The following is an 11,431-nucleotide window of genomic DNA, read 5'->3' as shown; positions in this document are numbered from 1 at the left end:
GGGGGAGCGGGTTTGAGAGAAGAGATCGGGAGGCCGTGCAGTCTGGTGCCTCCTGCCTTATTGCGCGTCATGGATCAATTTTATGGCATCGGCCATCAAGATGAACAAGAGCTGCATTCATTTTGTGCGGAAAGAAAAAGCTCCCCCAAACGAAAAAGGCTGTTGCGTATTTTGTACGCAACTTTTCTCAAGTACCCGAATGTCGGAGGATTGGCGAGCTATATCACGTCAGTTAAGACAGGTTTTGAGCGCGCCGGTCATCAGGCGGATGTCATCTCGCCCCTTCAAATGCCTCCATCGTTTTTTCAGGAAGATATTCCGCGTGCGGCTGATGAAGTCAGAGTGTTTCTTCTTGGCAGATACGGCGCCGCAAACGAAAAACTCGTCAAAAATCTCAGCTATTTACGTGTCTTTCAACGATTTTTGATGGAAAAGGATTTAGAGCAATACGATCTGTTTCATGCACAGGATTTGTTTGCGGTATTTTTGCTGGGACATCTTAATCGAACGTATCGGCGTCCTCTTTTCTTCACGCCGCATGGACATTTTACGAAAAGCCGGATGAAGTTTCATAAAATCCAAAAGGGCTCAATTGAAGAGGCATACTTCTCTGAGATAGAAAGACAGGGCATTCGGGCTTCGGATAAAATCATTACCATCAGCGACTCCTTTCATGCGCCTCTTCTGGAGTACGGTGCAAAAGAAACACAGCTGACGACTGTTTATACCGGCATTGACATCCGGGATGCACCCGAGCCAAAACGTGCTGAGAAGCTCGTGATTGCATGTGTTTCCCGTCTGACAGAGCGAAAAGGACATGACGTGCTGCTGGACGCTCTCGCACAAATCCGGCAGCACTTATCCGGAGTCGAAATATGGATAATCGGAGACGGGAAAATGCGGGGTTTTCTTGAAGAGAAGAGACGGAAACTGGGTCTTTCAAATGTGTTTTTCTTCGGAAAACGGCGTGATGTGCCGGCGCTTTTGGCTGAATCGTCTATTTTTGTTCTGCCTACATTGAATGATAATTTTCCCATAGCGATCATCGAGGCGATGTTCGCAGGGCAGGCCATTGTCGCAACTGACTGCGGGGGGATCCCTGAGATGATCCGGCATGAGAAAACAGGCCTTATCTGTCAGCCCGGCAGCATACGGGAGCTTGCCGATGCCCTCTTAAGACTGATTACGGATCAAGCTCTCAGAGAACAGTTTGGAAAAGCAGCAAAGACCTATGCCGGCCAGCATCTGCGTCAGGAGAACATGGTTTCACAAATAGACAGTATTTATCAGTCATTTTTTAAAATGAGTGATTAAGAGCAAAGCAAAGAGACTGGGTCTTGATCTCGCCTCGTCCGGCCGCCATTCCTTATTTACCTATAAGAAAAAGAGGCGGAAAGCCATTGCTTCCGCCTCCCGCACATATATATGAGGGAACAGCCTTTATTTTTGATCGTTCTCTTTTTGGACTTCAGCTAATTTGGCAAGCAGAATGTGCTGAGGCATGTGCATGATTCGTTCAAGCGGCATATTCAGTGATTCTGCAAGCTTTTGCGCCGTTTCAGCGGAAATTTGCAGCGGTTTCATGTGATCACTCCTTCCGTTTCTTTATTGTACTAAAATCAAAATTCTATCGTAAGAGGATATGACAAAGAAATGGAGGTTTGATAAGCCTGGCTTTATAACAGAATGGGGGAGGTTTTTTATGCAATCGCCATTGATGTTATTACAGCTGAAGCTGGCTGATTATCAGAAAAAAGCCGCAGAACTGCGGACAATTGACGAATTTATCATACTTAAACAGACATTGCAGGAAATGATGAAAGTATTCGCCGCCTGTGAAGAATGGGATCTGTATCAAAAAACGGCTGATCTCATGGCGCAGACGGTGCTGCATATCCGCTTCATCGAATAAGAAAAGCCCTCGCGCGGGCGAAGGCTTTTCTTAAAAGGAACGTTCCTCTTCAATGTTTTTATGCTGATCATAAATGACAAGCTTAGCCGGGCTGTTCTCTTTCGCCATCTGCTCCGCTTTTTCGATCGCCGCGTCCTTTGATGTACAAAGAGCCGTCGGCGCCACATTTTCTGCCTTCACAAACCATCCGTCTGCATCAATACTTGGTGTTACTGCATATGTCTTCATCCTTCTTCCCTCCTGGGTTTGGTTTGTTTATTTGTTTCCCGGCATTCGGAACGGCAAAACACATAACCCTCTCCTGACAAATACAGGGAAAGTGATATTTTTCTATTCTTTTTCATGAGAAATGGTAAAATGGAGTTTGGATATTTTTTAAGGAGAGGACGGTGCTTAGCATGACAGACCTTCTGAATGATCGGCTGCCGCCGCAAAACATAGAAGCTGAGCAGGCCGTGTTAGGTGCTGTTTTTTTACAGCCGTCTGCGTTGACACTGGCTTCTGAAGTGTTGATTCCGGATGATTTCTACAGAATGTCACATCAAAAAATTTACAATGCCATGCTCGTGCTCGGAGACCGCGGCGAACCGGTTGATTTGATCACGGTAACGTCAGAGCTTGCGAATACCGATTTGTTAGAAGAGGTAGGAGGCGTTTCTTACCTGACGGATATCGCGAATTCCGTTCCGACAGCGGCTAATATAGAATATTACGCGAAAATCGTTGAGGAAAAATCAATTCTCCGCCGTTTAATCAGAACGGCGACCTCGATCGCCCAAGACGGGTATACGCGCGAGGATGAAGTTGAAGATCTATTAAGCGATGCGGAAAAAACGATTATGGAGGTTGCGCAGCGAAAAAATTCGGGTGCCTTCCAAAATATTAAAGATGTGCTTGTGCAAACATATGACAATATTGAGCAGCTTCACAACCGGAAAGGCGATATTACCGGGATTCCGACCGGCTTTATTGAGCTTGACCGGATGACGGCGGGTTTCCAGCGAAATGATCTGATCATTGTCGCAGCCCGTCCGTCCGTGGGGAAAACGGCGTTCGCCTTAAATATTGCGCAAAACGTGGCCACCAAAACGGATGAGAGCGTCGCGATTTTCAGTCTTGAGATGGGAGCCGAGCAGCTTGTCATGCGTATGCTCTGTGCCGAAGGGAATATTAACGCCCAAAATCTCAGAACGGGAAATCTGACGGAAGAAGATTGGGGCAAGCTGACGATGGCGATGGGAAGCCTGTCAAACAGCGGTATCTTTATAGATGACACCCCAGGCATCCGCGTCAGCGAAATCCGTTCAAAATGCCGCCGGCTGAAGCAGGAAAACGGATTGGGCATGATTTTAATTGACTACTTGCAGCTCATTCAGGGAAGCGGCCGTTCAAGCGACAACCGCCAGCAAGAGGTATCGGAAATTTCACGGGCGCTAAAATCGCTGGCACGGGAGCTTGAAGTTCCGGTCATCGCCCTGTCTCAGCTCTCCCGGGGTGTTGAGCAGCGGCAGGATAAACGTCCGATGATGTCAGATATCCGTGAGTCAGGAAGTATTGAGCAGGATGCCGACATCGTCGCCTTCCTGTATCGTGATGATTACTATGATAAAGAATCCGAAAACAAAAACATCATCGAAATCATTATTGCCAAACAGCGTAACGGCCCGGTGGGCACCGTCTCACTGGCTTTTGTGAAGGAATACAATAAGTTCGTAAACCTGGAAAGACGCTTTGATGACGGCGGTGTTCCGGCAGGTGCGTAAAGCCTCAAGCGATGTCTTGAGGCTTTTTTTCATCCGAAAGAATGAGAGAATGCCGTCCGTTCTGCAGTCGATAAAAAGAAAGCGCTTTTATATAATGGCATCAAGGGAGGAATGATGATGACAATTGAATTTCCGCAATTCCAAGCGGCGCAAATCCGGATTGCCCGGCCGACCGGACAGCTCAAAGAAATCATCAGGTTTTATGAAGAGGGCCTCGGACTGAAGAGGGTCGGCAGCTTTTCCGGACATAGAGGCTACAGCGGCGTCATGTTCGGCCTGCCACATACGCAATATCATTTAGAATTTACCGAAGAAACGGGCGCGTCTCAGCCGGCGCCCGTTCCGCACGGCGACAGCCTGCTTGTCTTTTACATCCCGGATTCTCAGGAGGTCATTCGCATCAGCACGAGGTTAAAGCAGATGGGATATGAAGAGAAAGAACCCGAAAATCCGTACTGGGAAGAAAAAGGCGTGACCATCGAAGATCCCGACGGCTGGCGGATCGTTCTAATGAATACAAGCGGCATATAAATGACTGTCTGGAGAACCCGGGATACGGGTTCTTTGTTATGTTAAAGTATGAAAGTTTCGGGAGTAATAGATAACAATTGAAAGAGAAAACGCTTTTAAACGGAGTTAAGGCGAACAAATATAGAATGATAAGATTTTAATGTTCGGATTTACGATTGACTTTCTGTTTCGGCACTGATACACTTAATTTGTTTGAATGAGATATCGTTTTGAAAGGTTAACGGAGGTGCACGGATATATGTCTTCAGTAGTCGTAGTAGGTACGCAGTGGGGCGATGAAGGAAAAGGTAAAATTACAGATTTCCTATCAGAAAATGCAGAAGTGATCGCACGTTATCAAGGCGGAAACAATGCAGGACATACCATCAAGTTTGATGGCGTCACGTACAAGCTTCATTTAATCCCATCAGGAATTTTTTATAAAGAAAAAGCGTGTGTCATCGGGAACGGAATGGTTGTTGATCCGAAAGCGCTCGTAACGGAGCTTGCGTATCTTCATGAACGCAATGTGAGCACGGATAACTTGAGAATCAGCAACAGAGCCCACGTGATTCTTCCGTATCATCTGAAACTGGATGAAGTAGAGGAAGAACGCAAAGGGGCCAATAAGATCGGCACAACGAAAAAAGGCATCGGACCTGCTTATATGGACAAAGCGGCGCGGATCGGCATTCGGATCGCAGACCTGTTAGATCGCGACGTGTTTGCAGAAAAGCTTGAGCGGAACCTTGAAGAGAAAAACCGTCTTCTTGAAAAAATGTATGAAACGGACGGCTTCAAAATTGAAGATATTCTGGATGAGTATTATGAATACGGCCAGCAGATTAAAAAGTATGTATGCGATACATCCGTCGTCTTAAATGACGCGCTGGATGAAGGCCGCCGCGTCTTATTTGAAGGCGCTCAAGGGGTTATGCTTGATATCGACCAAGGGACATACCCGTTTGTTACTTCATCCAACCCGGTCGCCGGAGGGGTGACGATCGGTTCAGGCGTAGGCCCGACAAAAATTCAGCACGTCGTCGGCGTATCGAAAGCGTACACAACCCGTGTCGGTGACGGTCCTTTCCCGACTGAGCTGAAAGACGAAATCGGGGATCAAATCCGTGAAGTCGGACGCGAATACGGCACAACGACAGGACGCCCTCGCCGTGTCGGCTGGTTTGACAGCGTTGTTGTCCGCCACGCCCGCCGCGTCAGCGGAATCACAGATCTTTCTCTGAACTCAATTGATGTGCTGACTGGCATTGAAACGCTGAAGATCTGTGTCGCTTACCGCTATAAAGGTGAAGTGATTGAAGAATTCCCGGCAAGCCTGAAAGCCCTCGCTGAGTGTGAACCGGTATATGAAGAAATGCCTGGCTGGACGGAAGATATTACAGGCGCAAAAACGTTAAGCGACCTTCCTGAAAATGCGCGCCATTATCTGGAACGCGTGTCTCAGCTGACAGGTATTCCGCTTTCTATTTTCTCTGTCGGTCCTGACCGTTCACAAACGAACGTCATCCGCAGTGTATACCGTGCTAACTAAGGATTTGCAGCAGACAAGCCTCCGTGACCGGAGGCTTGTTTTTTCATGTAGGAAAAAAATAATAGATTTTTTTCAAAAAAGTAGTTGCCACTTTCGAATATTCTATGATATTATAAATCTCGTTGTTACGGAACAGCTTCAATAGAGTACTGCAAGAAAGCTTTTGTCTGAATGCTCTATGATACATAATCCGACACATTAAGAGCCATTAGCTCAGTTGGTAGAGCATCTGACTTTTAATCAGAGGGTCGAAGGTTCGAGTCCTTCATGGCTCACCACTTTTTATGGCCCGTTGGTCAAGCGGTTAAGACACCGCCCTTTCACGGCGGTAACACGGGTTCGAATCCCGTACGGGTCATTGATTTACTTTAGCGTTATTGCTAACTCCTTATTTGTCCTGGGAGGGCCGCCACGATACGGTTCCCCGGACAAATTACTGTAAGGTCCGGTAGTTCAGTTGGTTAGAATGCCTGCCTGTCACGCAGGAGGTCGCGGGTTCGAGTCCCGTCCGGACCGCCATTTTACTTTACTTTATAGTATAGAAAAGAAACATCTGGCTCGGTAGCTCAGTTGGTAGAGCAACGGACTGAAAATCCGTGTGTCGGCGGTTCGATTCCGTCCCGAGCCACTTACCCAAACGCATCTGCAATAGTAGGTGCGTTTTTTCTTTGTGATAAAAAAAGGGAGAGCCGGCTTTTCAGCCGGCCCAGAAGAAGACGTCAAAAAGTAGACGGCGTTTTTTTTCGTGAGGTTTCAAAAAAATATTATTTTTTAAAAGAAAATAAAAAACATGACAAAAGGATGGCAGTTCAATACGTTTTTGCGCTGTTCTCTTTAATTTTTTTATCTTTTGACCTGAAACCGTTATAATAGACGGGGAACGTTTTTCACGATCCGAATTGTGATCATCATGAAACATCAATAGATGAAATGAAGTCATTCTGGCAGGAGGAAAATCAAGATGATGGATAAGAAAATCCTTGTAGTCGATGATGAAAAACCGATTGCAGATATATTAGAGTTTAATTTAAGAAAAGAAGGCTATGACGTGCACTGTGCGTATGACGGAAACGAAGCCGTGGAAATGGTGGAGGAGCTTCAGCCCGATTTAATTCTATTAGATATTATGCTTCCGAATAAAGACGGAGTTGAAGTGTGCCGGGAAGTCCGGAAAAAATATGATATGCCGATTATTATGCTGACGGCAAAAGACTCGGAGATTGACAAGGTCATCGGACTTGAAATCGGAGCGGATGACTATGTCACTAAGCCTTTCAGCACGCGTGAGCTTCTGGCCCGCGTCAAAGCAAACCTGCGCCGCCAGCTTACGGTTGCGCCGGCTGAGGAAGAATCAGCTTCAAATGACATTCATATCGGTTCCCTCGTCATCTTCCCTGACGCTTATGTCGTATCAAAAAGAGAAGAAACGATCGAGCTGACCCATCGTGAATTTGAATTGCTGCATTACTTAGCCAAACATATCGGACAGGTCATGACGCGCGAGCATCTGCTGCAGACTGTATGGGGCTATGACTATTTCGGTGACGTGAGAACGGTGGATGTGACAGTTCGCCGCCTTCGCGAGAAAATCGAGGATAATCCGAGCCATCCGAACTGGATCGTCACAAGACGGGGTGTCGGTTATTACTTGAGAAACCCTGAACAGGACTAACCGGCGATGAATAAGGTTGGTTTTTTTCGGTCGATTCAATTTAAGATCACGCTGATCTATGTGCTTCTCATTATCATTGCCATGCAGATTATCGGCGTGTACTTTGTGAAACAGGTGGAGAATTCTCTTCTCAAGTCCTATGAATTATCGTTAAATCAGCGGATTGACAACCTTTCCTATTATATTGAGCAGGAATATAAAGGGGACAATGACGGCACCGTCATTAAGGATGACGTCAAGCGTATTTTGAATGATTTTACGAAAAACAATGAAATACGGGAAATTACCTTTGTTGATAAAAGCTATGAGGTCGTCGGTTCTTCGAGGCCTTATGGCGAGGAAATAGCGGGGAAACAGACGACAGACCCGATTTTCAAACGGATTTTCTCTACAAAACAGGCATATTCAAAAAAATATTATGATCCTAAAAGCAAAAACAGAGTGCTGATTTCGGCAAAACCGGTCATTACAGAGAATCAGGAAGTTGTCGGCGCGATATATGTCGTGGCCAGTATGGAAGATACTTTTAACCAAATGAAAACCGTCAACTCGATCCTTGCTTCAGGAACAGGCTTAGCCCTCGTTCTGACGGCTCTTCTCGGTATCTTTCTCGCCCGGACCATTACCCATCCGCTTTCGGATATGCGTAAGCAGGCGATGGAACTGGCAAAAGGGAATTTCTCCAGAAAGGTTCGAAAATACGGGCATGATGAAATCGGTCAGCTCGCAACAACTTTCAACCATCTGACGAAAGAGCTTGAAGATGCCCAAGCTATGACGGAAGGGGAGAGAAGAAAGCTTTCTTCCGTTATCGCGTATATGACGGACGGCGTCATCGCCACGAATCGCAACGGGGCTATTATTCTGTTAAACAGCCCTGCGCTTGAGCTGCTGAATGTTTCACGTGAAACGGCTTTAGAGATGCCGATTACGTCTTTATTGGGCATAAAAGAGAACTTTACATTTGAGGATTTAGTAGAGCAGCAGGACTCCATGCTGCTGGAGATCGAACGTGACGATGAAACGACTGTGCTGCGGGTCAATTTCTCCGTGATTCAGAGAGAGCACGGAAAAATTGATGGTTTAATCGCGGTTCTTTATGATGTCACCGAGCAGGAAAAACTCGATCGCGAGCGCAGAGAATTCGTTGCGAATGTGTCCCATGAACTTCGGACGCCGCTGACGACAATGCGAAGCTATTTAGAGGCGCTTGCAGAAGGCGCGTGGGAAAACAAAGAGATTGCTCCGCGTTTCTTAATGGTGACCCAAAATGAAACTGAGCGCATGATCAGATTGGTGAATGATCTGCTTCAGCTTTCTAAGTTCGACAGCAAAGATTATCAGTTTAATCGAGAGTGGATTCATATGATCCGCTTTATGTCTCTGATTATTGACCGTTTTGAAATGACGAAAGAACAGCATGTCGAATTTATCCGCGAGCTGCCGGACAGAAATCTGTACGTGGAGATTGATCAGGATAAAGTGACGCAGGTTCTTGATAATATCATTTCTAACGCATTGAAATACTCACCGGAAGGCGGACATGTCACCTTCTCAGTTGATGTGAATGAGAAAGAAGAGCTGCTCTACATCAGTGTAAAAGATGAAGGGATCGGCATTCCGAAAAAAGATGTGGAAAAAGTATTTGACCGTTTCTACAGGGTGGATAAGGCGCGCACGAGAAAGCTCGGCGGCACCGGACTCGGCCTTGCGATTGCAAAAGAGATGGTTCAGGCGCACGGCGGTGACATTTGGGCCGACAGTGTAGAAGGCAAAGGCACGAAGATTACATTTACTCTTCCATATAAAGAAGAGCAAGAGGATGATTGGGATGAGGCGTGAAAATATAAAAACAGTCATACTGTCGGTGCTAGTCGTCATTAGTCTTGTTTTAACATGGGGAATTTGGACATTCCAGCCCAATTTCTCAGAAGGCACGGCCTCAACCAAATCGACTGTCCGGGAAAAGCATAAAATTGATAAAACGAGCCAAAAAATGTCGCAAACGGTAAAACCCCGGGATATGTTCATTCATACAAACGGCTCTCATTATAAAGTGGTTGATGAAACGCTCTTTAATGACCTGTGGGCGGATTTGCCGCAATGGGAAGTAAAAGGGATGAAGGATATTTCTGATCAATACGACAAACTCGGTTTTAAAAATTGGCTTTACGGCAGAAATGGGAATTCGGCAAAGCTCGATCTGCAATTCAATGACACCATTCCGATTGATTTCTTCCAATCGATGTTTAAATGGTCGAATCCGTCAATGGAATACAGCTCATTTGACCATATTGTCATTCCGTTTAATGAGAATAAGCCGAATAAGAAGATTTACATGGTCTCTTACAGCAAACAGCTGATTCTGGAAGTGACTGTCGAGTCTGCAAATTACCGCAATCTGATGAATGAGCTGTACAGCAAAAAATCGAGTATGCCGTTATACCACCTCTATTCGGTCGGAAAAAGCAAAGAATTTCTCATGCCGAATGCGCGGTTTAATATGAAGGAAAAAGAATTTATCACTGAAACCATTAAGACGAACCTGTTTAAGCAGACACTCTTTAATGATCCGAGCACGGTCAGAGAGGACCCGAATTACAATCGGAACGTGCTGACTGACGGAATCAGCCGTCTGGAAATCAATTCGACGCAGCGGCAGATTCAGTTCCAGCACCGGAACCTGGCGCAAAGCGCTTCTTACCAAACGGGAGAGCTGATTAAGAAAAGCTATAAATATTTAGAGGATACGGGGAGCTGGACGGATCATTATCAATTTTTCAATGTGAGTGATAACCAGCAGCTGAGTTTCTACATGTTTAAAGACCAAATGCCTGTCATCAACAGCATGTCTAAGCCTTTCGGGTCCGGGCCTGTTATGACCCTGCAATGGGCCAATGACGAGGTTCTCAGCTACAAGCGGCCGAACTATGTTCTCGGGCCGAATCCGATTAAAACAAAAGACGTAAAAATGATGAGCGGCAATGAGATTGTGTCTCTGCTGGAGCAGCAGGATAAATACGATGTGAACAAAATCGACCAGATCTTCCTGTCCTATCAAATGGTATCTTCATCAACGAATGATCTTGTTGAGCTGGAACCCGTCTGGAGTATGAAAATCAACGGGAAGATCGTTCCGATTACGAAAGATCTGCTGGGGAAGGAGGAGGCCGATAATGGAGTGGAATAAGACAAAAACGATCTTCATCATTGCCTTCCTCATCCTCGATATTTTTCTCGGCTATCAGTTTTTTGAAAAACGCTCAAGCAGTGAATACGAAGTGATTAAAAATTCAAATGTGGAAAAAGACATGGAGATGGATCATATCACATTCGGCAACCTGTCTTCTGATTCCGCGACGGGCTACCGGCTGACGGCGGGCCAAAAGGTATTCACCGCGGAAGATATTGATGCCTTGAAGGATCAAAAGCCTTTAATGGAGATGCCGGCGGATGATCACAAGGTCACGACGCTGAAAATGAAATTTACCGATCCGGTCGGTTTATCGAAGCAAAAACCGCAGGATGATGCGGAATCGCTTGTCAGCTCTAAAATAACCGGCGGTGAAAAATATAAACTGTGGAAAGTCGACAAGGATCAAAAACAGATCATTTTTTACCAGACGTATGACGGACAGTTTATTTATCAGGATTTTGACTCGTCCACTGATGCGATCGGACAGGTGATTCTGCATCTGAACGATAAAAACGAGGTCGTGTCTTACGAGCAGACCATGCTGGAGTCATTCAAGCGAATCCAGACGGAAAGCCTGATTCCTGAGCTGGATGCGGTCGAATTATTGTATTCTCAAAATTACTTAAAAGCGAATTGCGCCGTCAAAAGCGTCAAGTTCGGCTATATTGCCCAATACCCGCTGACAAGTACGCAGGTGCTGGCGCCGGTATGGAGAATTACAATTGAAGATAAGTCAAAAGGGACGAAGAAAAAGACACAGCAAACGTACACTGTGAATGCATTGGAAAGCACAGTCATTGATAACAATCAAAATAAATAATGGAGT

General features: G+C 45.9%; 11 protein-coding genes and 4 tRNA genes. 13 read left to right on the top strand and 2 right to left on the bottom strand.

The features are described 5' to 3' along the window. The first annotated feature begins 12 nt into the window (after window positions 1–12). A complete protein-coding gene (locus AC1DN5_RS03805) occupies window positions 13–1,314 on the top strand; it encodes a glycosyltransferase family 4 protein (protein WP_366969933.1) in 1,302 nt (433 codons plus the stop codon). Between the two features lie 126 nt (window positions 1,315–1,440). Here AC1DN5_RS03805 and AC1DN5_RS03800 read toward each other — a convergent pair whose 3' ends face one another. Next, window positions 1,441–1,584 (bottom strand): YycC family protein, encoded by a 144-nt coding sequence (locus AC1DN5_RS03800; protein WP_016937365.1) that lies wholly within the window; start codon window positions 1,582–1,584, stop codon window positions 1,441–1,443. A 118-nt stretch (window positions 1,585–1,702) separates the two neighbouring features. On the opposite strand from AC1DN5_RS03800, the gene AC1DN5_RS03795 reads away from it, so the two are divergent. Further along, window positions 1,703–1,912, top strand: a complete 210-nt coding sequence (locus AC1DN5_RS03795; RefSeq protein WP_045925617.1) for a hypothetical protein — start codon at window positions 1,703–1,705, stop codon at window positions 1,910–1,912. Window positions 1,913–1,942: 30 nt separating this feature from the next. Here AC1DN5_RS03795 and AC1DN5_RS03790 read toward each other — a convergent pair whose 3' ends face one another. Continuing rightward, entirely contained in the window at window positions 1,943–2,140 is a 198-nt protein-coding gene (locus tag AC1DN5_RS03790; protein ID WP_016937367.1) for a DUF2188 domain-containing protein, read from the bottom strand. 170 nt (window positions 2,141–2,310) lie between these two features. On the opposite strand from AC1DN5_RS03790, the gene dnaB reads away from it, so the two are divergent. The 11 genes from dnaB to AC1DN5_RS03735 all read left to right on the top strand — a co-directional run bounded on the left by dnaB (window position 2,311) and on the right by AC1DN5_RS03735 (window position 11,425). Continuing rightward, window positions 2,311–3,675 carry a replicative DNA helicase gene (gene dnaB, locus AC1DN5_RS03785; RefSeq protein WP_016937368.1) on the top strand — a complete coding sequence of 455 codons (1,365 nt, stop codon included), beginning with the start codon at window positions 2,311–2,313 and terminating at the stop codon, window positions 3,673–3,675. A gap of 117 nt (window positions 3,676–3,792) precedes the next feature. Beyond that, a complete protein-coding gene (locus AC1DN5_RS03780) occupies window positions 3,793–4,206 on the top strand; it encodes a VOC family protein (RefSeq protein WP_198698274.1) in 414 nt (137 codons plus the stop codon). Window positions 4,207–4,444: 238 nt separating this feature from the next. Next, complete coding sequence (locus tag AC1DN5_RS03775; RefSeq protein WP_016937370.1) at window positions 4,445–5,737, top strand: adenylosuccinate synthase; 1,293 nt, start codon at window positions 4,445–4,447, stop codon at window positions 5,735–5,737. 202 nt (window positions 5,738–5,939) lie between these two features. Continuing rightward, a tRNA-Lys gene (locus tag AC1DN5_RS03770) sits at window positions 5,940–6,015 on the top strand. 8 nt (window positions 6,016–6,023) lie between these two features. Beyond that, window positions 6,024–6,095 (top strand) — tRNA-Glu (locus AC1DN5_RS03765). 84 nt (window positions 6,096–6,179) lie between these two features. After that, window positions 6,180–6,256: transfer RNA gene (locus tag AC1DN5_RS03760), tRNA-Asp, on the top strand. 36 nt (window positions 6,257–6,292) lie between these two features. Beyond that, window positions 6,293–6,365, top strand: a tRNA-Phe gene (locus AC1DN5_RS03755). A 336-nt stretch (window positions 6,366–6,701) separates the two neighbouring features. Next, window positions 6,702–7,409 (top strand): cell wall metabolism DNA-binding response regulator WalR, encoded by a 708-nt coding sequence (gene walR / locus AC1DN5_RS03750; protein WP_004393104.1) that lies wholly within the window; start codon window positions 6,702–6,704, stop codon window positions 7,407–7,409. Between the two features lie 6 nt (window positions 7,410–7,415). After that, a complete protein-coding gene (gene walK / locus AC1DN5_RS03745) occupies window positions 7,416–9,251 on the top strand; it encodes a cell wall metabolism sensor histidine kinase WalK (protein WP_016937371.1) in 1,836 nt (611 codons plus the stop codon). Further along, a complete protein-coding gene (yycH, locus tag AC1DN5_RS03740) occupies window positions 9,241–10,599 on the top strand; it encodes a two-component system activity regulator YycH (RefSeq protein WP_016937372.1) in 1,359 nt (452 codons plus the stop codon). The genes walK and yycH overlap by 11 nt, the downstream gene beginning before the upstream one ends. Continuing rightward, complete coding sequence (locus tag AC1DN5_RS03735; protein WP_016937373.1) at window positions 10,586–11,425, top strand: two-component system regulatory protein YycI; 840 nt, start codon at window positions 10,586–10,588, stop codon at window positions 11,423–11,425. Before yycH ends, AC1DN5_RS03735 begins: the two co-directional genes overlap by 14 nt. The last annotated feature ends 6 nt before the right edge of the window (window positions 11,426–11,431 follow it).

This window comes from Bacillus sp. 01N42_2, assembly GCF_056399565.1.
This window is presented reverse-complemented; position numbering and strand designations above follow the sequence as displayed.

Coding starts and splice junctions, on each gene's coding strand:
- AC1DN5_RS03795 (WP_045925617.1), top strand. CDS start 1,703: ATGCAATCGCCATTGATGTTATTACAGCTGAAGCTGGCTGATTATCAG.
- walK (WP_016937371.1), top strand. CDS start 7,416: ATGAATAAGGTTGGTTTTTTTCGGTCGATTCAATTTAAGATCACGCTG.
- AC1DN5_RS03800 (WP_016937365.1), bottom strand. CDS start 1,584: ATGAAACCGCTGCAAATTTCCGCTGAAACGGCGCAAAAGCTTGCAGAA.
- AC1DN5_RS03735 (WP_016937373.1), top strand. CDS start 10,586: ATGGAGTGGAATAAGACAAAAACGATCTTCATCATTGCCTTCCTCATC.
- AC1DN5_RS03775 (WP_016937370.1), top strand. CDS start 4,445: ATGTCTTCAGTAGTCGTAGTAGGTACGCAGTGGGGCGATGAAGGAAAA.
- dnaB (WP_016937368.1), top strand. CDS start 2,311: ATGACAGACCTTCTGAATGATCGGCTGCCGCCGCAAAACATAGAAGCT.
- AC1DN5_RS03780 (WP_198698274.1), top strand. CDS start 3,793: ATGACAATTGAATTTCCGCAATTCCAAGCGGCGCAAATCCGGATTGCC.
- yycH (WP_016937372.1), top strand. CDS start 9,241: ATGAGGCGTGAAAATATAAAAACAGTCATACTGTCGGTGCTAGTCGTC.
- AC1DN5_RS03790 (WP_016937367.1), bottom strand. CDS start 2,140: ATGAAGACATATGCAGTAACACCAAGTATTGATGCAGACGGATGGTTT.
- walR (WP_004393104.1), top strand. CDS start 6,702: ATGGATAAGAAAATCCTTGTAGTCGATGATGAAAAACCGATTGCAGAT.